Origin of the sequence: Serratia marcescens subsp. marcescens ATCC 13880, from assembly GCF_017299535.1 — a bacterium.
Classification (GTDB): domain Bacteria; phylum Pseudomonadota; class Gammaproteobacteria; order Enterobacterales; family Enterobacteriaceae; genus Serratia; species Serratia marcescens.
Genome location: NZ_CP071238.1, coordinates 2,119,173 through 2,140,087 on the forward strand (window position 1 = coordinate 2,119,173; position 20,915 = coordinate 2,140,087).

The window sequence follows — 20,915 nt, forward strand, 5'->3', positions numbered from 1 at the left end:
GGAGAAACAGACTGCCCATGAGTGACACCCCAAGACACGCGGACGACGCGGCAATCCTGGCAGCCTTCACCCAGCAGCGTCAGCAGGGGCTGACCCGACGTTCGGCGCTGCATCAGGCCCTGTTGCGGCTCATCACCGCCGGGGAACTGCCGTGGCGGGCGAAGCTGCCGCCGAGCCGCGCGTTGGCGGCCCGGTTGACGGTGGCGCGTGACACGGTGGAACAGACCTACGCACGGCTGGAGGCGGAGGGGTTTATCAGCCGAACGGTGGGGCGCGGCAGCTTTGTGCGTTATCGCTGCGATACGCTGCTCGGCCGTGAACTGCTGGCGACGCAGGCAGGCCAGGAGGCGCGGCTGGCGGAACGCGAGTTAAGCGATCGCGGCCGGGCGTTGCTGGCGGTCAGCCATACGCCGCACACCAGCCGCCAGGCTTCGCTGACGCCCTCGCTGGCGGATCTGCGGGCGTTTCCCATCGATTCATGGCTGCAGTGGGAAAAGCAGGCGCTGCGGCGGCACGGCGAGCGGCTGTTGGGGTATGCCGATCCGCAGGGCTTGCCGGAACTGCGTGCGGCGATCGCGCACTATTTGCAGCGGGAGCGGGGCGTCAAGGCGTCGGCGGAGCAGGTGATCGTGGTCACCAGCTCTCAGCAGGCGCTGGCGCTGTGCACCCAGGTGCTGTTCGATCCCGGCGATGCGGTATTCGTCGAAGAGCCGGGCTACCAGGGGGCGAAAAAGCTGGTGCAGTCGGCGGGGCTGCAGGCGCGACCGATCGGCATCGATGAGCAGGGGATGGACGTCGGGCAACTGATGCACGCCACGGGCGGCGGGCGGGGCGTTTACATCACGCCGTCCCATCACTACCCGCTGGGGTATTCGCTGAGCCTCGAGCGGCGTCTGGCGCTGTTGCAGTGGGCCCAGCGTCGGCGGGCCTGGATCATCGAAGACGATTATGACGCCGAGTTCAACTACGATCGACAAACCAAGGCGGCGCTGCAGGGGCTGGACAGCGGCGGGCGCACGCTGTACATCGGCACCTTCAGCAAGACGCTGTTTCCGGGGCTGCGCATCGGCTTCATGATTGCGCCGCCGCAGCTGGTGCGGCCATTGGTCGCCGCCAGGCAGTTTCAGGACGGCTACACGTCGGCGCTGGCGCAGATGACGCTGTTCCACTGCCTGCATGAGGGCGGCTACGCCGAGCATCTGCGCAATATGCGCACGCTGTACAAGGCGCGGCTGGATGTGCTGTACGACGCGGTGCAACGCCATCTCGCGCCCTGGACGCACCCGGCCTTGCCGCAGGGTGGGCTGCAGCTGGTTTGCCCGTTGGCGGATGCGGCGACGGAGCGGCGGCTGGTGGCGGCGGCGGCCGAACGAGGAATACGGTTGTACGGCCTGGCGGATTTCTACACCGGCGCGCCGCAGCGCGGGGCGCTGGTGCTCGGTTTTTCGGCCTATACGCCGGACGAGATCGTGCGCTTTATCGCCACGCTGGCGCAGGTGTTCAACGCGCTGCCGCGGGAAAGCGGCGGTTAAAATTGGTCTGCTCGGCGTTTTGAATTGGTCCGTATTACGCCGCCGCTGCGCGGTGTATCCTGCCGCTATTCGGTTATTTCCCTAATGGAAATAATATCTTAACCCCGTGAGGCGCTATGAACCCATCAAATCGTGAAGTGACCATCCGCAGAATCAATGGCGACGACAGAGCGCAATGGCTGGCGTTGTGGCAGGGCTATCTCGACTTTTACCGCGCCGACGTGGCGCCGCAGGTGACCGATCGCACCTTCGAACGGTTGGGGCTGGATGAACAGGTGTACGGGCTGGTGGCGGAGGATGCCGACAGCCGGCTGCTGGGGCTGATGAACCTGGTATTCCATCCGTCCACCTGGAGCGCGATGGGCTATTGTTATATCGAAGATCTCTATGTGTCGCCGCAGGCGCGCGGCCATAAAGTGTCGGAAAAACTGTTCGAACAGGCGTATCGACTGGCGGAGGCGCGCGGCAGCGATCGGGTCTATTGGATGACTCAAGAGTACAACGCGCCGGCGCGTTCGCTGTACGACAAAATCGGCAGAAGAAGCTCGTTTATCGTTTATACCCGTTAACCGCAGGAGGCGCGTATGGCAATGAATCGTTATGGTCAGCCGATTGGCGAACCGATGCCGGATTGGCAACCGGCTCGTCGCCCGGGCGGCGCAACGCTCGGCGGGCGTTTCTGCTCGCTGGCGCCGCTCGAGCCGCAGCGGGATTACGCCGCGCTGTACGACGCTTTCCAGCTGGCGCCGGACGGCCGCGACTGGACCTATCTGTCTATCGAACGGCCCGACACGCCGGCGGCGATGCTGCTGCATCTGGAGACGCTGCAGGCCAACCCGACGCTGGTCAATCTGACAGTGTTCGATGCCGTCAGCGACGCGCCGGTGGGGACGGTGGCGCTGATGCGCATCGACGAGGCCAACGGCGTGCTGGAGATCGGCCACGTCAGCTGGTCACCGTTGATGAAACAGCGCTCCAGCGCCACCGAGGCCATCGCGCTGCTGCTGCGTTACGCCTTCGACACGCTGGGCTATCGTCGCTGTGAGTGGAAGTGCGACAGCCATAACGCGCCATCGCGCCAGGCCGCGCTGCGCTTTGGCTTCCGTTACGAGGGCAACTTCCGCTTTGCGGTGATCGTTAAAGGGCGCAGCCGCGATACCGACTGGTTCGCCATTACCGCTGACCGTTGGCCGGTGGTGCGGCAGGCGTTTGAGCGTTGGCTGAGTGCGGACAACTTCGATACGCAGGGGCGGCAGATTGCCCGGCTGCAGGTGTTGCGCGGCGAATAATAAGCAACAAGGCGGCCCGCGGGCCGCCTTGTCGTTGTGGGTCTAACGCGTTTACTTCAGCTCGTCGACCAGGGTAGTGGCGCGGCCGATGTAGTTGGCCGGGGTCATCGCCTTCAGACGGGTTTTCTCTTCTTCCGGCAGCGCCAGGCCATCGATGAACGCCTGCATGCCGGCAGCGTCCACGCGCTTGCCGCGGGTCAGCTCTTTCAACTTCTCGTAAGGCTTCTCGATGCCGTAGCGGCGCATCACGGTCTGGATCGGCTCGGCCAGCACTTCCCAGTTGTGATCCAGTTCGTCCAGCAGGTGTGCCTGATTCACTTCCAGCTTGCTGATGCCTTTCAGGGTGGCCTGGTAGGCGATCAGCGCATAGCCCAGGCCCACGCCCAGGTTACGCAGCACGGTGGAATCGGTCAGGTCGCGCTGCCAACGGGAGACCGGCAGTTTGCCCGCCAGGTGGCCCAGCACGGCGTTGGCCAGGCCCAGGTTGCCTTCGGAGTTTTCGAAGTCGATCGGGTTGACCTTGTGCGGCATGGTGGAAGAGCCGATTTCGCCGGCGATGGTCTTCTGCTTGAAGTGGTTCAGGGCGATGTAGCCCCAGATATCGCGGTCGAAGTCGATCAGAATGGTGTTGAAACGCGCTACGCAGTCGAACAGTTCGGCGATGTAGTCATGTGGTTCGATCTGCGTGGTGTACGGGTTCCAGGTGATGCCGAGCGAGGTCACGAACGCTTCGCTGAACCGATGCCAGTCCACTTCCGGGTAAGCGACGATGTGGGCATTGTAGTTGCCGACCGCGCCGTTGATTTTACCCATGATCTCCACGCGCTCCAGCTGGCGGTACTGGCGCTCCATGCGGTAAGCCACGTTGGCGAACTCTTTGCCGACGGTCGACGGGGTTGCCGGCTGGCCGTGGGTGCGCGACAGCAGCGGGATATCGCGGTATTCCTGTGCCAGCCCTTTCAGCGCGTCGATGATCTTGCGCCAGTAAGGCAACACCACGTCCTGACGGGCGCTTTGCAGCATCAGCGCATGCGACAGGTTGTTGATGTCTTCGGAGGTGCAGGCGAAGTGGATGAACTCGGACACCGCGTGCAGCGCAGGCACCGCCGCCACTTTTTCCTTCAGGAAATACTCGACCGCTTTCACGTCGTGGTTGGTGGTGCGTTCGATGGTTTTGATGCGCTGCGCGTCTTCTTCATTGAATTCCGCGACGATTTTGTCGAGGAAAGCGTTTGCGTCGGCGTCAAAAGCGGGAACTTCCTTGATTTCTGCGCAGGCGGCCAGTTTTTGCAGCCAACGTACTTCAACCTGTACGCGGAATTTCAGCAGACCGTATTCGCTGAAAATGGGGCGCAGTGCGCTGACTTTATCACCGTAGCGTCCATCAACGGGGGAAACGGCGGTCAGTGAGGATAATTCCATCGGTAGCAACTCCTGGGATCGATTAACAATGAGCAACGATATTTTGCGCCTGCTTGAACAGACGATTACGGGAAAACATTAACTGCAGGCGGCTGCCGCCGACCTGTTGCCACAGCACGGCGGCGCGAATGCCGGCCAGCAGCGTGGCGCGCACCTTGGCCTGCACCTGCGGATTCTGCAAGATCGCCGGCGAGCCGGTCACCTGAATGCGCGGCCCGAGCGGGCTGACCACGTCGACGTAAATGCCGGCCAGCGCGCTGATGATGGTGTCTGACTCAAGATCGAAGTGCGCCAACTGGCGCTCAAGCTGGCCGAGGCGTTCGCCGAGCGTGTTCATCGCCTGTTTGTTGGCGTTGAGCTTGCGCTCCAGCACCATCAGGCTGATGGTGTAGCGGGTCAGTTCCGCGCCCGGCCCTTTGTTGTTGGCATTCAGCACGCCCATCAGGGTTTCGAGGCCGACCATCAAATTGCGTTCTTCGCCGCCGAACACCGCCAGCGTGGAGGGCGGATCCATTTGCAGCAGGCTTTTCAGCGAGGTCTGAAACGCTTCGCGGTCGCATTGCCCTTCATGGGCCAACTGCTGAACCAAACGCGCCGACTGGCTGATGCCCGCCATGGCCAGCGTGATGTCATAATAATTCTTCGCCACGATGACTCCTGTAAACGCGGTGAACGGTACATGGCTTACTGCATAAGGTTGTGTGTATCGCAGGGGCAACGGCGGCGGCCGCGAACGGTAACGCTCGGGCGTGGCTGTAACAACGATGACAACGAATGCCGCGGATCATGCCACAAAATCGAGGGTAAACCCAGCGTCTAATACGTCTGTGACGAGGCGGAGGCGCCGTGCGGCGCAGAACTGCGCAATAAGGCGGCGAAAATCGCCGGCGCGGCGGCGCGAACTTATTGTTGCGGCGGCAAATAAAGTGCGGCGGCTGCATCTATACTGCCAACGTGAACCCTTAAATAAAGACCTTTATATGCACGTAAAAAACAAGCAGCCGCTGCCGGCGGTGACGCTGGCGGCCATCGGCGTGGTGTACGGCGATATCGGCACCAGCCCGCTGTATACCCTGCGCGAATGCCTGACGGCGGAGGAGGGCATCACCCTGACGCCGGCCTCGATTTACGGCTTTTTGTCGCTGATTTTCTGGCTGCTGACGCTGGTGGTGTCCATTAAATACATTTGTTTTGTGATGCGCGCCGACAACGACGGCGAGGGAGGCATTCTGACGCTGATGTCGCTGGCGATCCGCAAGCTGGATGCGCGCTGGGTGCCGGCGGCGGTGCTGATCGGGCTGGTGGGCGGCAGCTTCTTTTACGGCGACGGGGTGATCACCCCGGCCATTTCGGTGCTCTCGGCCATCGAGGGGCTGCAGATTATCGCCCCCGAGCTGGACAGCTTTATCGTGCCGCTGTCGCTGCTGGTGCTGACCGCGTTGTTCGCGATCCAAAAACGCGGCACCGGCAGCGTCGGCAAACTGTTTGCCCCGGCGATGGTTATCTGGTTCCTGACGCTGGCGCTGCTGGGCATCGGCGGCATTCTGCATCACCCCGGCGTGCTGCGGGCGCTGAACCCTTACTGGGCGGTGAATTTCTTCCTCGAATACAAGGCGGTGTCATTCTTTGCGCTGGGCATGGTGGTGCTGTCGGTCACCGGCGCCGAAGCGTTGTACGCCGATATGGGCCACTTCGGTAAAAAGCCGATCCGTCTGGCGTGGTTTACGCTGGTGGCGCCGGCGCTGGTGTTGAACTACTTCGGCCAGGGGGCGCTGCTGCTGGCCAATCCGGCGGCGATCAACAACCCGTTCTTCCTGCTGGCGCCGACCTGGGCGCTGATCCCGCTGCTGGTGATCGCCACGCTGGCGACGGTGATCGCCTCGCAGGCGGTGATCTCCGGCGTGTTCTCGCTGACGCGGCAGGCGGTGCGGCTGGGCTACCTGCCGCCGATGCGCATCATCTATACCTCCGATCAGGAGTCCGGGCAGATCTACATTCCGGTGGTGAACTGGCTGCTGTTCGCGGCGGTGCTGATCGTGATTATCAGTTTCAAACACTCCAGCAACCTGGCGTCGGCTTACGGCATCGTGGTGACCGGCACCATGCTGCTGTCGTCGATTTTGCTGAGCATCGTGGCGGTGAAAAACTGGGGCTGGCCGCGCGCGCTGGGCGGGTTGATGCTGCTGGTCATGCTGTGCATCGACGTGCCGCTGTTCGGCGCCAACCTGATCAAGCTGGCGACCGGCGGCTGGCTGCCGGTGGCGCTTGGGCTGACGATTCTGCTGATCATGCTGACCTGGAAGACCGAGCGTTCGCGCCTGATCCGCCGGTTGCGCGACAACCAGGAAGGGCTGAGCGCGCTGATCGAATCGCTGGAGAAGGCGCCGCCGAAGCGGGTGCCGGGCACCGCGGTGTTTATGGAGCGCACGCCGCATGCGGTGCCGCTGGTGCTGTTGCATAACCTGAAGCACAACAAGGTGCTGCACGAGCGCGTGGTGCTGCTGACCATCGTCACCACCGACATGCCGTACGTGCACAATGTGCAGCGGGTGGCGATCGAACAGCTGTCGGCGAGCTTTTGGCGGGTGGTGGCGAGCTACGGCTGGCGCGAGACGCCCAACGTGACGGATATCCTTTATCGCTGCGGGCTGGAGGGGATGAGCTTCACCATGAACGAGACCTCGTTCTTCATGTCGCGCGATACGCTGGTGCTGGGCAAGCGACCCTGGTATCTGCGCGTGCGCGGCAAGGTGTTTCAGCTATTGCAGCGCAACGCGCTGCGGGCGCCGGATCTGTTCGAAATCCCGCCGAATCGGGTGATCGAGCTGGGCGCGCAGGTGGAATTTTGAATAAAAAAACGCTGCGGTAAACGCAGCGTTTTTCTTGGGCGGCAGGTGAATTACGCCAGGCGCTGTTCGATGATGCCGCCGCCGAGGCAGATTTCGCCCTGATAGAACACCGCCGACTGACCGGGGGTGACGGCGGAGACCGGCTCGTCGAAACGCACTTCGATGCGTTCGTCGTCGAGCGGGGTCACGGTGCAAGGGATGTCCTGCTGGCGATAGCGGGTCTTCACCGTACAGCGGAACGGGCCGGTCAGCGGCAGACGATCCACCCAGTGCAGCTGCTGCGCGATCAGGCCGGTGGACATCAGGCGCGGGTGATCGTGCCCCTGCGCAACCACCAGCACGTTGTTGGCCACGTCTTTATCCACCACGTACCACGGATCTTCGCTGCTGTCTTTCAGGCCGCCGATGCCCAGCCCTTTGCGCTGGCCCAGAGTGTGATACATCAAACCCTGGTGTTCGCCGACGGTCTGGCCGTCGACGCTGACGATCGGGCCCGGCTGGGCCGGCAGGTAGCGGCCGAGGAAGTCGCGGAACTTGCGTTCGCCGATGAAGCAGATGCCGGTGGAGTCTTTCTTCTTGGCGGTGACCAGCTCCAGTTGCTCGGCGATGCGGCGCACCTCCGGCTTCTCCAGCTCCCCGACCGGGAACAGGCTCTGCGCCACCTGCTCGTGGCTCAAGGTGTAGAGGAAGTAGCTCTGATCTTTGTTGCCGTCGACGCCGCGCAGCAGGCGGCTTTTGCCGTCCACGTCCTGGCGGCGCACGTAGTGGCCGGTGGCGATGAAATCGGCCCCCAGATCTTCGGCAGCGAACTCCAGGAAGGCTTTGAATTTGATCTCTTTATTGCACAGGATGTCCGGGTTCGGCGTGCGGCCGGCCTTGTACTCTTCCAGGAACAGCTCAAACACGTTGTCCCAGTATTCCGCCGCAAAGTTCACCGTGTGCAGTTCGATGCCCAGCTTGTCGCAGACCGCTTGCGCATCGGCCAGATCGGTCGCGGCGGAGCAGTACTCTTCGTCGTCGTCTTCTTCCCAGTTCTTCATGAACAGCCCAGCGACCTGATAGCCCTGTTGCTGTAACAGATAGGCGGTAACGGAAGAGTCGACGCCGCCGGACATACCGACGATTACTTTTTTCTGGCTGTTGTCTGACATGGGGATCTCACGAACTTGAACACGAACCGTGCTGATAAAAACAAGCGCAGGATTTTACCACGTTGGCCGCGCCGGCGCACTGTTCATCTTGTGCTGCCCGGCGCGCTTAATGCGGCCAGGCGAAGCTGCCGACCAGCGACAGCGGGTAGCGCTCCGGCTGCTGATAGCTGCGAATGCTCTCCGCCACCAGCGCGGAACGCAGGTTGGGCGCCTGCAAAATCTCGTCGGCGCTCAACCACAGGCAGCGATCGATGTCGCTGTCGTGCGGCTCGGTCGGCAGCGGTTGTTCCAGCTCGATGACGAAGCAGAAACGCAGGAACGACGTGCGATCCGGCGCGATCCACTGGTGCAGGCGCAGGAACGCCTGCGGCGTGGCGCGGATGCCGGTCTCTTCCCACAGCTCGCGCTCGGCGGCCTGCACCAGCGTCTCGTCGGCCTCCAGGTGGCCGGCCGGCTGATTCCACAGCGCTTTGCCGTTGATGGTCTCTTCGACGACCAAAAATTTGCCGGCGGCGTGCACCACGCAGGCTACGGTGACGTGCGGTTTGAACATGCGGTCTCCTTACAGCGGTTTGTCGATGCGCCGGTAGATGTCGTCCAGCTCGGCGATGCGGGTGCGGTAACTTTGCAGCAGGCAGGCGGTGTCGCCGCCGCACCGCTGGCGTTTGGCCAGCCAGGCCTGCTGGCTGTCCTGCATCGCGCCGCGCGCGCCCATGGCGAACAGGCCGCGCAGGAATTGGTACTTGGTGGCCATTTGCACGTCCAGATCGTTCAGCGTGCGGTTGGCGCAGATGGTGCGTTCATCGCTGCCTGCCGCCTTGGCGCAGTCGAAGCTGGCGGCCGGGGCGGCGAACGGGGCCGCCAGAGCGGCGAGCAGCAGCGCGATCGGAGTAGATTTCATGGCGCCTCCATCAGTTATCGGTCTACAGGGAATCGATGGTTTTCCATTCACCGGGCTGCAGTGAACCCAGCGAAAGATTACCCATACTGTAGCGAATTAGGCGCAGGGTAGGGAACCCGATATGCGCCGTCATGCGGCGCACCTGGCGGTTTCGCCCTTCGAACAGGGTGATTTTCAGCCAGCTGGTGGGGATGGATTTACGCTCGCGGATCGGCGGGTTGCGCGGCCACAGCCACTGCGGCTCGGCCACCAACTCAACACCGGCGGGCAGCGTCGGGCCGTCTTTCAGCGTGACGCCGCTGCGCAGCGGCGCCAGATCGCTCTCCTGCGGCGCGCCCTCGACCTGCACATAATAGATTTTGCCGGTGCGCTTGCCCGGCTGGGTGAGCTGCGCCTGCAGCTGGCCGTCGTTGGTCAGCACCAGCAGCCCTTCGCTGTCGCGATCCAGGCGCCCGGCGGCGTAAACGTCGGGGAAGGGGATGTATTCTTTCAGCGTGGCGCGGCCGGCTTCGTCGGTGAACTGCGGCAGCACGTCGAAGGGCTTGTTGAATAACACAATGCGGCGCGGCCCCTTCGGCGCGGCGGGTTTGGCGGCATTCGGCTTGCTGAATCGTTTAACGTTGTGATTTCTAACAGAGAATTTTTTCATAACGGTTGAGATTACGGATGATAAGCGCATTATAACCGAATCCGTTTCGGATTGGCGCGGACCGAATATTCAAGTAGTATCTACACGCATCTTACAAAGCATTAACAAAATTGCGCTTGAAGGAGAGGTTGATGGAAAGCAAAGTAGTTGTTCCGGCAGAAGGTAAAAAAATCACGGTTGACGCCCAGGGTAAACTGGTTGTTCCTCATAACCCGATCATCCCGTTCATCGAAGGCGACGGCATCGGCGTTGACGTGACTCCTGCCATGATCCACGTGGTTGATGCGGCCGTTAAAAAGGCTTACCACGGCGAACGTAAAATCTCCTGGATGGAAATCTACACCGGCGAAAAATCTACCCACGTTTACGGTAAAGACGTGTGGCTGCCGGACGAAACTCTGGACCTGATCCGCGACTACCGCGTCGCCATCAAAGGCCCCCTGACCACCCCGGTCGGCGGCGGCATCCGTTCTCTGAACGTGGCTCTGCGCCAGCAGCTGGACCTGTACGTGTGCCTGCGCCCGGTGCGTTACTACCAGGGCACCCCAAGCCCGGTGAAACAGCCTGAGCTGACCGACATGGTGATCTTCCGCGAAAACGCCGAAGACATCTACGCCGGCATCGAGTGGAAAGCCGGCTCCGCCGAAGCGGACAAAGTGATCAAATTCCTGCGCGACGAAATGGGCGTGAAGAAAATCCGCTTCCCAGAGCAGTGCGGTATCGGCGTGAAGCCATGCTCCGAAGAAGGGACCAAGCGTCTGGTGCGCGCGGCGATCGAATACGCCATCACCAACGACCGCGACTCCGTGACTCTGGTTCACAAAGGCAACATCATGAAGTTCACCGAAGGTGCCTTCAAGGATTGGGGCTATGAGCTGGCGCGCGAAGAGTTCGGCGGCGAGCTGATCGACGGCGGCCCATGGCTGAAGATCAAGAACCCGAACACCGGCAAAGAGATCGTGGTTAAAGACGTGATCGCCGACGCCTTCCTGCAGCAGATCCTGCTGCGCCCGGCGGAATACGACGTGATCGCCTGTATGAACCTGAACGGCGACTACATCTCCGACGCCCTGGCGGCCCAGGTAGGCGGCATCGGCATTGCGCCGGGCGCCAACATCGGCTCCGACTGCGCGCTGTTCGAAGCGACTCACGGCACCGCGCCGAAGTACGCCGGCCAGGACAAAGTGAACCCAGGCTCCATCATCCTGTCCGCAGAGATGATGCTGCGTCACATGGGCTGGTTCGAAGCGGCTGACCTGATTGTTAAGGGCATGGAAGGCGCCATCGCTGCCAAGACCGTGACCTATGACTTCGAACGCCTGATGGAAGGCGCTAAACTGCTGAAATGTTCAGAGTTTGGCGACGCCATCGTTAAACACATGTAAGGGTGTTTGGCGTTTGAATGAGAACGGGAGCCTTAGGGCTCCCGTTTTTTTACTGTTCAAATATGAGTGAGGTGTCGGACAGGCTCACTGCGCGGCGTTAGCCGATTCACGCACGACCAGCACCGGGCAATTGGCGTGGCGGACGACGGCGGTGGCATTGGAGCCGAGGAGATAAGTGATGGCAGAAGGGCGGTTGGAACCCATCACGATAATCTCCGCGTTGAGCGCATCGGCGAGCTCCAGGATCTGATCTTTGGGATCGCCGACGGCAACGTGCGTGGTCACTCTATCTTCAGGCACGCTGAATTCTTTGGCCGCTTTTGCCAGCCCCTCGGTTGCTACCGCAATGATTTCGTCTTTGGTTTCTATCGCCGCCGTGGCGGCAAAGCCGAAAGCGGCATAGGTGGCGCGCGACGGGATCACCGCCAGGAAATGGACGTGGGAGTCTTCGAGCCTGGCGAGCGCGTTGACATGCGGGATGACCTGCTGTGTTAATTCCGGCTCGGTAATATCCACGGGAACCAAAATAGTTTTGTACATACTCCCTCCTTATCGTTTTCAAAAAACTCCACTTTTTGGATTATAGCTGCTTGACGCCGAGAAAACGGCGATCGGTATGGCAGAACCAAAGAAATTGACCGCCAAAAGGGAAAGTATGCAGAAACCGTTGTTGTGGCAATCGATTAGAAGCGGCTGATCTGGCTGTTAAAGGCATGGGAAGCGAACTGTTCAATGATCGCGCCGCTATTGTTAAGCGTGTATCAGCGTGTTTGGCGTTTGAGTAGAAAAGGAGCTCTCGGGGCCCTTCTTTGTTACAATCAGTAATATTGTTATCCAGTGAAAAGATAGTTTAAATGACCAAGAAAACCATTTCTGTTTTGATTTTGTCTTTATTTATTGGCGGGTGCACCACGCAAACTACCGATGAGCGAATGGCCAGGGCGAAAGCGAAGTACGCCGAATCAACCCCAGTCGCGCAAGCGCCTTCACCCTTGGTGCGTTTGGAATGCAATACGCAAGCAGGAACCCAAATCACGGCCATGATGAATGGCGCATCGCAAACCGTCACCATTAACAGCGCCGTATTCCATTTTGTCGACCGGGACGACGTTCAGGGCATTGATACATTGAGCTTTGCCAGAACCGTTGACGGCGTAACCAGCTGGGTGTTCGTGAACATGGCATCCAGCGATCCGGTTTATCTCAGCATTGTGAGCCAAAAGACCGTGTTGAAATTTATGTGCAGTGCTTACAAAGGATGAGCGAAAACGTGTATGCCATCGCTGTCTATTCATACGTTATTCTGTCGAAAATCGGTGCGTCACTGCTGTTGTAGTGACGGACTGCACAGCCCCTGGCGAAAGTTTTAATGTCACTAGCGGTGTATATTGATCCTGTATAACGTATTGGCCGGAGCTCTTTGCGTGGCCCAGCGTCAACTGATTTCACTACTGATAATTATCCATAAGGACAGGGATATGAAAATAACGCATTCAGGCTATAAAACCGGCGTTGCCACAGTATTGGCGGCGATGACCGCGCTGGCATTAACGGGCTGTGCCAAAAACACGGCCCCCAGCCAAACCGATCCGGTAAATAAAGAGGTTGGCGATATTTTCACCAGCCTTGGCGGCCCAAAGACGTCGGCGCCGGGAAAAGAGAAAGAACACTATATCGCCCAGTTGCAGGCCGCGATTCAAAGCCATTTGAAAGATGCCGAAGCCTACTCAGGCAAGCGTTGCACATTGAGCATCAAGCTGGCGCCGGACGGTATGCTGATCAGCATTCGGGCTGAGCAAGGGGAACCGGAACTTTGCCAGGCCGCGATCAAGGCAATCACCAATGCGCGTCTGCCTAAGCCGCCAACGGCCGCGGTTTACGAAGCGGTCAAAAGCAGCGCGTTGGAATTTCGCCCGCAGTGAATAAACAACGCTGTTTCCGTGCAACGCTATCCCGGTCAAGGCCGGGATTTTTTATTGCCGTCACCCTGCGTTAATTGGTGAAACTCACTAAAGCCCTTGATGAATGGTGACGATAACCCTTAAAACTCCTGATTATAAAAGAGTGGCCATGCGTTTTTTCTGGGTCAACATTGGTGGCAGCGTCGCGGAAGTTTTTAAGGGCGAATTCCTGTGGGCGCCGCAATATGGAATAAATAAGACTGGGAACATGTTTAAACCTGCCGGGTGGGAAACGGTCAAAAAAGTCAAAGAGGGTGACCTGATTTTTTGCCACAAGGGTAGGAAGATCATCGGCGTGGCGACAGCGGTACGCGATGCTTACTCTGCACCGCGGCCTGAGCATCGGGTCGCGGGACCGCCGCATATTGCGGGTACCCAAGTCGATTTGGAACTGACGCGTCTTGAACTACCTATTGATGTTTCCCTTTTTAATCAGGCGTTCACACGCATGCACAACCAGGCTTGCCTTCCGCGCGTTTTTAATAAGAAAGGCGGATGCACCGAAAACTATATGTGCGAGATCCCCGCGCCGGCAGCCGCGTTGATCGCCGGTTTTCTCTCGGAAAACCTCTCTATCAACTTCCATGCGGATACCGTCGAAATCACCAGAGAGGTCGGTGGTGAGCAAGAAAGAGTGATTCAGGCGCGGATTGGGCATGGTCCCTATCGCGATAAAATGTTTAAGCGATGGGGAAACCGGTGCGCCGTCACGGGGATTGCGGAGCCGTCCATTCTCATTGCCTCTCACATCGTTGCCTGGTCGATTGCGACCCCAGAAGAAAAAGTGGATCCGCACAATGGTTTGCCGTTAATCCCCAATCTGGACAAGCTGTTCGATCGTGGCATGATCAGTTTTGCCGATGACGGACGTTTGCTGTATTCACGGACGATGAGCGGTTTGCTATGTGAGCTGAGGATCCCGTTGGACGCCAATATTAGCGGGTTGTCTGAAAAGAACAGAGCATACCTGCAACGGCATCGAGTGAAGTGGGGCTTTGAAACTGTGCCCTGATGCAGGTTTGCCAAATCTGAGCCGGGGCTCTTACCGATACATCATCGCGCTCACGCGCTCGCTCCGATCTTTAAAACCGTTGCTGCGCATCGTGACAACATAGTAGCGATAGTGATGTTTCTGTGCGTATTCGCGCACCAGATCTTCGGCGAACAGGCCGCTGAAGGTGACGGTGGTGACGAACGTCAGCCCTTTCACTTCGTAGGTGCTGATCTCCTGCGGGGCGCCGATATACGGCGGCGGGAACACGGTCTTGTGGAACTGGCAGCCCGCCAGCAGCAAGGTAAACAGCAGGGCGGCGGAGATTTGCGGTATTCTCATCGGGAAAAGCTTTCCTTCCTTGGCGTGTGTTTTAGTAACTCTATAATAGGATTACAAAATTCGGCGGGGATGTAAAAGTTATCCCGCTTCGGTTGCCGTTTCGTTGAAGCGGTGTCGCCGTATCCATCAGCATGAGGATTAAAACATGTTTGTTCGCCAGGCCACTGACAGCGATGTCGCAGCCCTGATCGCCCTCGACAGCGTCGCCGAACACGAACCGCAGCGCGCGGCGCAGATCCGGGCCTGGTGCGGGCAGGGGGAGTGCTATCTTGCCAAGGAACAGGACGTGGTGATGGGCTATGGCGTACTGCACTATCATTTCTTCGGCTGCGGTTTTATCGAGATGCTGATGGTCGGCGAGCGCTATCGCCGCCGGGGCGTCGGGCAGGCGTTGATTACGGCATTGAAGTCCCATTGCCGACACCCGAAACTGTTCACTTCCACCAATCGTTCCAACCTGTCGATGCAGCGGCTGCTGCTGAACGCCGGATTTGTCGCCAGCGGCCAGATTGACAATCTCGATGACGGCGATCCGGAGCAGGTATTTTTTATCCCGCTGCGCTAATACAGCCGGACATCGACCGCCTGCTGTTGCAGCCAGGTGCTGACGTAGCCGTAAGCGGCATAGAAGGCCAGCAGTGCGAAGAGCAGCACCGAAAGCGAGGCCAAAAACCTGACGTCGCCGTGCTTCGTCAACTGATAGGCGCAATAGAGAAAGGCTAACAGGCACAGCAGAGTGAAGGCGATGGCCAGCATGGCGTAAAAAATAAGCATAACGAAATCCGTTCTTCCTTGTGAGCCTGGCAAGGATACCACAGACAAAAAAAGGGGCCCAAACGGGCCCCTGCGTGATTCGCTGCGGGAGGTTTACTCCACCGCGTCGGGATGGTTCTTGCCTTCCTCGATAAACTCTTCGTCGATCTCTTCGATGTTCTCCTCGCTGTCGCGGCCGGACAGAATATTCCAGCAGGCGATGAACAGCGCGGCGATCAAGGGGCCGATGACGAAGCCGTTGATGCCGTAAATCTCCATGCCGCCCAGGGTGGAGATCAGGATCAGGTAGTCCGGCATTTTGGTGTCTTTGCCCACCAGCAGCGGGCGCAGGATGTTGTCCACCAGGCCGATCACCACCACGAAGAACACTACCAGGAAAATGGCTTTCCACAGCATGCCGGTGGCGAAGAAGTAGATCACCGCCGGCACCCAGATGATGGCGGAGCCCACGGCCGGGATGATCGACAGGAACGCCATCAGCGCGCCCCACAGCAGGCTGCCGTCGATGCCGGTAAAGTAAAACGCCAGCCCGCCGAGCGCGCCTTGCACCACGGCGACCACCACCGTGCCCTTGACGGTGGCGCGGGAAACGGCGGCGAACTTGACGAACAGATGGTGTTTCACGTGCTGGGAGAGCGGCAGCGCTTCGAGCGCCAGGTTCACCAGATAAGGGCCGTCTTTCAGCAGGAAGAACAGCAGATAGAGCATTACGCCGAAGCCGACGACGAAGTTGAAGGTGCCCTTGCCGATCAGGAACACGCTGCCCGCCAAGTATTGCCCGCCCTTGAGCGCCACCTCGGAAAGCTGCTTTTGGATCTCGGCGGCGCTGTTGAGGTTATGCTCCGCCAGGAAGCGCTGCGCCCAGCCGGGCAGGTGGCGCATGAAGTCCGCCAGCATGGTCGGCAATTGGCTGTTGTTGGTCTGCAGCTTGGTGTAGATCACGTTGAATTCCATCGCCAGCGACGAGGCGATGATCGCCAACGGCGTGAACACGATCAGGCAGATCAGCGCCACCGTCAGCAGCGACACCACGCCGTTGCGTTCGCCGACGTACTGCTTCAACTTCTTTTTCACCGGATGGAAAATCACCGCCAGAATAACCGCCCACAGCACCGAGGAGTAATAAGGCCCCAGCACGTCGAGAAAGGCGGCGGTAACGATGAACAGGATCAGAATAAAGAATCCTTTGGAAATGCCTTTAGACATCATAGTCGTCCCTCAAAAGATGAATTTTCAGCATAGATGAACTGAATGAAAACAACACTATCATCACCTTTGCTTAACCGGTAGGGGATTTTTAGTGGCGTATTCCATAGGGTTATTAAGGGCAAGGCGGGCGCCGCACGGTGAACAGGCGGCGGCGAGAGAAAAGAAAGAGGGCTAAATAATTAAATAAATTTATCTATTGTGTTTCATTTTGTGAGCCGCGCTTGCCGCCTGCGCCAGGCTTTCCTAGTTTTTAGGAGGGCGGCCGTTCGCCCGATATCACGAAGGAGTATGCAAATGACTGAACACAAACGACTTGCCGTTATCGAAAAGGTGCTGCTGATCGCTTTCGCCGGCGTGCTGGTTTATCTTGCCGCGACCGGCGCCTTGTCATTATCGGGCCTTGATCACCACTGGCCTTATCCTTCGCGCTAAGCGTGCCTGGTCTCATCATGCAGGCCCGATAACGATAACTAGCGGCTGTACCCTACGACACGAGACTCACAGCATCAATCATCCGTTATTCGCCTCGTTCTTTGGCGCGCAGGGCGGTGACGCTCTCTCCGCCGACGCCCCAGTTGTCGGTGGCCACCTCGTCAATCACCACGAAAGTGGTGTGGCGTGGCTTATTCAGCACCCGTTCCAGCAGCGTGGTGGCTCCCTCGATCAGCATGCGTTTTTGCGCGGCGCTGACCCCTTCGTCGGTCACTTTAATGTTGACGTATGGCATGGCGTTTTCCCCCGGTTTCACCAGACCCCGGCGGTGGCGCCGCCGTCAACCGCGAGCGCCGCGCCGGTAACGAAATTGGCGTCGGTCAGATACAGCACCGCATCGACGATGTCCTGCGGCTGGCCGATGCGGCCGGTTGGCGCCAGTTGCCGCATCTGCGTCAGGCTCTGTTCATCATTTTGATGCATCGGCGTGGCGATGATGCCGGGCGCCACGGCGTTGACCATCACGTTGTGCGGCGCTAACTCCAATGCCAGTTCGCGCACGGCGTGGTTAAGGCCGCCTTTAATCAGCACCGGCAGCAAGGCGGGCACTTTGCTGTTGGGCTGCATGGCGATCGACGCGGTGATGGCGACGATGTGGCCGGCGCCGCGTTGCTGCATATGCCGGGCGGCGGCCTGCGCCGGGTAGAAGAAGCCTTTCAGATTGGTTGCCACCATCGCGTCGACCTCCTCCGGCGTATAGTCGGCGATCGGCTTGGCGATAAATATGCCGGCGTTATTGATGAGAATATCTACCTGACCAAAAGTCTGTATCGCCAGGCTGAACAACCGCTCGGCGGTTTCCGGCAGCGCGATGTCTCCCGGCGCCAGCAGCAGATTGGCCGGGCGGCCGAGTTTGTCCGCCGCCGCCTGCAGCCGTTCAAGCGAACGGGCGTTTGCGACAACCTGATAGCCGCGCGCCAGGTAGGCTTGCGCGATGGCGAAGCCCAAGCCGCTCGATGCGCCCGTGACGATGACCGTTTTTACTTTGCTCATTTTTTCTCCTCGACAGGATAGTGATTGCTCGTAGGTGAACGGTAATCCATACCTGTTGGTTGAAAAATGAGAGGGAAAGAATTTTAATTTATACCTGATGTAATGAATCGGCGGGGAGAGACATGCAACGCCATTTTGACGACGTTCAGGTGGGCAGTATCGAGCTGTTTTGCCTGACGGTAGAAACCGGCAGTTTCACCGCAGCGGCCAATGCCGCCGGGATAACCCCTGCGGCGGTCAGCCGCTCGGTCGCGCGCCTGGAGACGCGATTGCAGGCGAAGCTGTTTATCCGCACCACACGCCAGATGCGCGTCACGGATGCCGGACAGCGTTATTACCTGGAATGTCGCCGGGCGCTGAGCCAGCTGATGGAGGCCGAGGCGAGAATTTCCGGCGAACGGGACAAACCGGTGGGGACGCTCAGCATCAGCGCACCGACGCTGTACGCGCATTTTAGGCTGTTGCCGCGTTTGCCCGAGTTTGCGCATCGCTATCCCGATCTCAAGCTGAATCTGCACGTCAGCAATCAGAATATCGATTTCTCCGAAGATAAATTCGACGTCGCCATTCGCGGCAGCGAGCTGAACGATTCCGGCCTGGTATCGCGACGATTGGAGGAGGCTGAACTGATCGTGGTGGCGACGCCGGGCTATTTGCAGCGTCATCCTGCGCCGCTCACGCCGGCGGATCTGGCCCGGCACGATTGCATTCAGTATGCGTTGCCCAGCACCGGCAGAAAAACCGCCTGGACGTTTAAGATTCAGGGCGAAAATAGCAAAGTGGACACTGCCGGACGCTGGCTTTGCCAGGAAGATTACCTCGCTACGCTGACGCTGGTGAAAAGCGGCGCCGGACTGATGCAGGTGTATCGCTTTACCGTCGAACAAGAGTTGAGCAACGGGGCGCTGGTCGAGGTTTTGAAAGATTATGCCGGCGCCTCGCGTCCCTTCATCCTGCTTTACCCCTATGCGCGCTTTGTCCCGCTGAAGGTGCGGAAATTCATCGATTTCCTGACGGAAGCGTAGCCGCCAGCGCCAATACGGCTCCTGACACCGCCGCCGCGAGCACTAGCCACGCCGGAGCCGCCCAGCCGGCCGCGGCCACGATGGCGCTCAGCGCGACCGGGCCGATCACCTGGCCGAGGTAGTTTCCCTGCATCACCAGCCCGAGACTCAGCGGCAGCAGCGTCGGTTCCGGTGTCGCCGCCGGCGTGGCGGCCAGAATGGTGGCGGGCAGCATGCCGGCGATGGCGCAGAACAGGAAGCACAGCGGGATCAGCAGGCCGTTGGGCGTCATCGGCAGGAAAATGCCGACGCCGAAGCCCCCGATCAACAGGCTGGTGGCGGCGAGCAGCGTTCTGGCGGGCAGCCCGCGCGACAGCAGCACGCCGGCGGCGAGGTTGCCGATGATGTTGGCCGCCACCGCCGCCGCGCTGATGCCGCCGGCGGCCGCGAGCGACAGGCCGATGCGCTGCATCAGAAAGATCGGCAAAAAGGTCATCACCGAGAAAAACTGCAGGTTGTAAGCGGTGAACATCAGCGCCAGCAACAGCGGCTGGCGCGCCCGCAGCATCGCGCCCAGCGCTTGCCGCAGCGGCGACGGCGAAACGTGCGCCTCGGCGGCGCGGCGGGACGTAGTCAGCGGCAGCAGCAGGGCGGCCAGCAGCGTCAACGCCGCACCGGCCTGCCAACTCTGTTGCCAACCGGCGAGATGGGGGCCGAAAAACAGTGAAATGGCGATGCCCGCCGGCATGAAGGTGCTCCAGATGCCGAACACCAGGTTGCGCTGCGCCGGGGCGACGATGCGGTTCAGCACCGCCGGCGAGGCGACCACCACGATCACGAAGCCGAGGCCTTCGACAAAGCGGCTGACAATCAACCCGCTGAAGTCGTGCAGCGTGGCACCGGCGAAGCTGGCGGCGCTGATGATCAGCAGCCCGAGCGCCAGCAGGCACCGATCGCCCCAGCGGCGCACCAGCAGTCCGGCGGCGATGCCGCCGAACACCCCGACGAAAGGAAAGGCCGAAATGACCCAGCTTAGCGTCTCCAGTGAACGGCCAAACTCGGCCTGCAGCGCCGGCAACGCGATGGTGGCCTTACCCACGTGCAGCGCCGCCGCGATGCCGGCGAACAGCACGTTGATGACGGCCAGCCAGGGCGTGGCGGCGGGGAGAACGCGGTCGATGGCGTCCGGTTTAATCGCGGTCATAACACTCTCCGGTGGCGGCAACGTCATCACTATGCCTCTGCGCTACAGCAAAGGCCGTTCAAATGCTGCGCTATCACGTGGGGAAACTGTTCATTTCGAGCTTTATTTTGCGCGCCTCGTTGTTTGGTTCGCCAGCGTGCCGCCCGGCGTGGACGCGGGTCCCCCCGCAGCGGTTTACTGTTCCGGCACGCAGCAGGCGTGTTGAATTCATTTTATAAGGAGCAGTGTATGTCAGAGATGATGAACGAGAGTGGGGCGCCGGCCATTGAATGGAGCTATGGCGGCCGGGGTGACGATATCAGCAGCAGCCTGAGCCTCGACACGGTTGAGGAACAGCCGCAGGGTTTCTTGATGACGGTCGATCGGCCGGTGCAGATCTTTAAAGAAGCGCTGTCGCCGATGATGGCCTTTGTCACGCTGCTGCGCCCGCTGTACGCCAAGACGAGCGAAGGCTTCCAGTATGTGCCGGTTTCCAACCCCTGGACCGACGTGCAGCGCCTGCCGGCCAGCGCAGGCTATTTGGGCGTACAGGTCAACGCCGGGCTGTTCTTCCATGGCGCCAAGCCGACGCACTATAAAGATCGCGACGGCCAGATGAAACCGATCGACGGCGGCACGCTTTTGCAGAACATCACCGTGCTGCATCAGGTGGCGCAACCGCTCGGCCCGGGTGAAGGCGCGGTCTGAGCCGGCAGCGTTAGCACGGGGCCGGACGCGGCCCCTTTTCGCGCCTTGAAACCCTGTGCAGATTGGGTAAAACTGGTTGC

General features: G+C 60.0%; 25 protein-coding genes. 12 read left to right on the forward strand and 13 right to left on the reverse strand.

The window, feature by feature from the left end:
* The first annotated feature begins 17 nt into the window (after positions 1-17).
* The 3 genes from pdxR (at position 18) to J0F90_RS10175 (ending at position 2,821) form a co-directional block, all read left to right on the forward strand.
* Positions 18-1,532 carry a MocR-like pyridoxine biosynthesis transcription factor PdxR gene (gene pdxR, locus J0F90_RS10165; protein ID WP_016928072.1) on the forward strand — a complete coding sequence of 505 codons (1,515 nt, stop codon included), beginning with the start codon at positions 18-20 and terminating at the stop codon, positions 1,530-1,532.
* Positions 1,533-1,648: 116 nt separating this feature from the next.
* Complete coding sequence (locus J0F90_RS10170; protein ID WP_033640604.1) at positions 1,649-2,101, forward strand: GNAT family N-acetyltransferase; 453 nt, start codon at positions 1,649-1,651, stop codon at positions 2,099-2,101.
* A 15-nt stretch (positions 2,102-2,116) separates the two neighbouring features.
* On the forward strand, positions 2,117-2,821 hold the full coding sequence (locus J0F90_RS10175; protein ID WP_033640603.1) for a GNAT family N-acetyltransferase: 705 nt from the start codon (positions 2,117-2,119) through the stop codon (positions 2,819-2,821).
* 51 nt (positions 2,822-2,872) lie between these two features.
* On the opposite strand, the gene purB is transcribed toward J0F90_RS10175, so the two are convergent.
* Complete coding sequence (gene purB, locus J0F90_RS10180; protein ID WP_033640602.1) at positions 2,873-4,243, reverse strand: adenylosuccinate lyase; 1,371 nt, start codon at positions 4,241-4,243, stop codon at positions 2,873-2,875.
* Between the two features lie 22 nt (positions 4,244-4,265).
* Complete coding sequence (gene hflD, locus J0F90_RS10185) at positions 4,266-4,892, reverse strand: high frequency lysogenization protein HflD (RefSeq protein WP_016928068.1); 627 nt, start codon at positions 4,890-4,892, stop codon at positions 4,266-4,268.
* A 331-nt stretch (positions 4,893-5,223) separates the two neighbouring features.
* Between hflD and kup the strand changes: the two genes are divergently transcribed.
* On the forward strand, positions 5,224-7,092 hold the full coding sequence (kup, locus tag J0F90_RS10190; RefSeq protein ID WP_016928067.1) for a low affinity potassium transporter Kup: 1,869 nt from the start codon (positions 5,224-5,226) through the stop codon (positions 7,090-7,092).
* A gap of 50 nt (positions 7,093-7,142) precedes the next feature.
* Here the strand turns inward: kup and mnmA are convergent, their stop codons facing one another.
* The 4 genes from mnmA to rluE form a co-directional block, all read right to left on the reverse strand.
* Positions 7,143-8,243, reverse strand: coding sequence for a tRNA 2-thiouridine(34) synthase MnmA (gene mnmA / locus J0F90_RS10195; RefSeq protein ID WP_033640601.1), 1,101 nt, complete (start codon positions 8,241-8,243; stop codon positions 7,143-7,145).
* Between the two features lie 106 nt (positions 8,244-8,349).
* The gene (locus tag J0F90_RS10200) at positions 8,350-8,796 is read right to left on the reverse strand and encodes an NUDIX hydrolase (RefSeq protein WP_033640600.1); all 447 of its coding nucleotides are present in this window, start codon (positions 8,794-8,796) and stop codon (positions 8,350-8,352) included.
* A 9-nt stretch (positions 8,797-8,805) separates the two neighbouring features.
* A complete protein-coding gene (locus J0F90_RS10205) occupies positions 8,806-9,144 on the reverse strand; it encodes a lysozyme inhibitor LprI family protein (RefSeq protein WP_033640599.1) in 339 nt (112 codons plus the stop codon).
* 22 nt (positions 9,145-9,166) lie between these two features.
* Positions 9,167-9,793: a 23S rRNA pseudouridine(2457) synthase RluE gene (gene rluE / locus J0F90_RS10210; protein WP_033633281.1), complete on the reverse strand. Its 627-nt coding sequence runs from the start codon at positions 9,791-9,793 to the stop codon at positions 9,167-9,169.
* Positions 9,794-9,924: 131 nt separating this feature from the next.
* Between rluE and icd the strand changes: the two genes are divergently transcribed.
* Positions 9,925-11,178, forward strand: coding sequence for an NADP-dependent isocitrate dehydrogenase (gene icd, locus J0F90_RS10215; protein WP_015377612.1), 1,254 nt, complete (start codon positions 9,925-9,927; stop codon positions 11,176-11,178).
* 84 nt (positions 11,179-11,262) lie between these two features.
* On the opposite strand, the gene uspF is transcribed toward icd, so the two are convergent.
* A complete protein-coding gene (uspF, locus tag J0F90_RS10220) occupies positions 11,263-11,718 on the reverse strand; it encodes a universal stress protein UspF (protein WP_016928063.1) in 456 nt (151 codons plus the stop codon).
* 314 nt (positions 11,719-12,032) lie between these two features.
* On the opposite strand from uspF, the gene J0F90_RS10225 reads away from it, so the two are divergent.
* From J0F90_RS10225 to J0F90_RS10235, 3 genes are all read left to right on the forward strand, one after another.
* Positions 12,033-12,440 (forward strand): hypothetical protein, encoded by a 408-nt coding sequence (locus J0F90_RS10225; RefSeq protein WP_033640598.1) that lies wholly within the window; start codon positions 12,033-12,035, stop codon positions 12,438-12,440.
* Between the two features lie 162 nt (positions 12,441-12,602).
* Positions 12,603-13,100: a cell envelope integrity protein TolA gene (gene tolA, locus J0F90_RS10230; RefSeq protein ID WP_227944608.1), complete on the forward strand. Its 498-nt coding sequence runs from the start codon at positions 12,603-12,605 to the stop codon at positions 13,098-13,100.
* Between the two features lie 148 nt (positions 13,101-13,248).
* Positions 13,249-14,151: an HNH endonuclease gene (locus J0F90_RS10235; RefSeq protein WP_033640596.1), complete on the forward strand. Its 903-nt coding sequence runs from the start codon at positions 13,249-13,251 to the stop codon at positions 14,149-14,151.
* 30 nt (positions 14,152-14,181) lie between these two features.
* On the opposite strand, the gene J0F90_RS10240 is transcribed toward J0F90_RS10235, so the two are convergent.
* Positions 14,182-14,472, reverse strand: coding sequence for a hypothetical protein (locus tag J0F90_RS10240; RefSeq protein WP_016928059.1), 291 nt, complete (start codon positions 14,470-14,472; stop codon positions 14,182-14,184).
* Positions 14,473-14,617: 145 nt separating this feature from the next.
* Here J0F90_RS10240 and J0F90_RS10245 point away from each other — a divergent pair, with 145 nt between their 5' ends.
* Positions 14,618-15,037: a GNAT family N-acetyltransferase gene (locus J0F90_RS10245; protein WP_033640594.1), complete on the forward strand. Its 420-nt coding sequence runs from the start codon at positions 14,618-14,620 to the stop codon at positions 15,035-15,037.
* Here the strand turns inward: J0F90_RS10245 and J0F90_RS10250 are convergent.
* Positions 15,034-15,246, reverse strand: coding sequence for a hypothetical protein (locus J0F90_RS10250; RefSeq protein ID WP_033640592.1), 213 nt, complete (start codon positions 15,244-15,246; stop codon positions 15,034-15,036). The genes J0F90_RS10245 and J0F90_RS10250 overlap by 4 nt on opposite strands.
* Positions 15,247-15,339: 93 nt before the next feature.
* Positions 15,340-16,455 (reverse strand): AI-2E family transporter, encoded by a 1,116-nt coding sequence (locus J0F90_RS10255; RefSeq protein WP_033640590.1) that lies wholly within the window; start codon positions 16,453-16,455, stop codon positions 15,340-15,342.
* 294 nt (positions 16,456-16,749) lie between these two features.
* Between J0F90_RS10255 and J0F90_RS10260 the strand changes: the two genes are divergently transcribed.
* Positions 16,750-16,887 (forward strand): hypothetical protein, encoded by a 138-nt coding sequence (locus J0F90_RS10260; protein ID WP_004941229.1) that lies wholly within the window; start codon positions 16,750-16,752, stop codon positions 16,885-16,887.
* Positions 16,888-16,972: 85 nt separating this feature from the next.
* Here J0F90_RS10260 and J0F90_RS10265 read toward each other — a convergent pair whose 3' ends face one another.
* Positions 16,973-17,182: a tautomerase family protein gene (locus tag J0F90_RS10265; protein ID WP_033633277.1), complete on the reverse strand. Its 210-nt coding sequence runs from the start codon at positions 17,180-17,182 to the stop codon at positions 16,973-16,975.
* Between the two features lie 17 nt (positions 17,183-17,199).
* A complete protein-coding gene (locus J0F90_RS10270; RefSeq protein ID WP_033640589.1) occupies positions 17,200-17,940 on the reverse strand; it encodes an SDR family NAD(P)-dependent oxidoreductase in 741 nt (246 codons plus the stop codon).
* Between the two features lie 122 nt (positions 17,941-18,062).
* Here J0F90_RS10270 and J0F90_RS10275 point away from each other — a divergent pair, with 122 nt between their 5' ends.
* A complete protein-coding gene (locus J0F90_RS10275) occupies positions 18,063-18,965 on the forward strand; it encodes a LysR family transcriptional regulator (RefSeq protein ID WP_033640587.1) in 903 nt (300 codons plus the stop codon).
* On the opposite strand, the gene J0F90_RS10280 is transcribed toward J0F90_RS10275, so the two are convergent.
* A complete protein-coding gene (locus tag J0F90_RS10280; protein WP_033640585.1) occupies positions 18,940-20,148 on the reverse strand; it encodes an MFS transporter in 1,209 nt (402 codons plus the stop codon). The genes J0F90_RS10275 and J0F90_RS10280 overlap by 26 nt on opposite strands.
* Before the next feature lie 228 nt (positions 20,149-20,376).
* Here J0F90_RS10280 and J0F90_RS10285 point away from each other — a divergent pair, with 228 nt between their 5' ends.
* Positions 20,377-20,835 carry a hypothetical protein gene (locus J0F90_RS10285; protein ID WP_016928054.1) on the forward strand — a complete coding sequence of 153 codons (459 nt, stop codon included), beginning with the start codon at positions 20,377-20,379 and terminating at the stop codon, positions 20,833-20,835.
* The last annotated feature ends 80 nt before the right edge of the window (positions 20,836-20,915 follow it).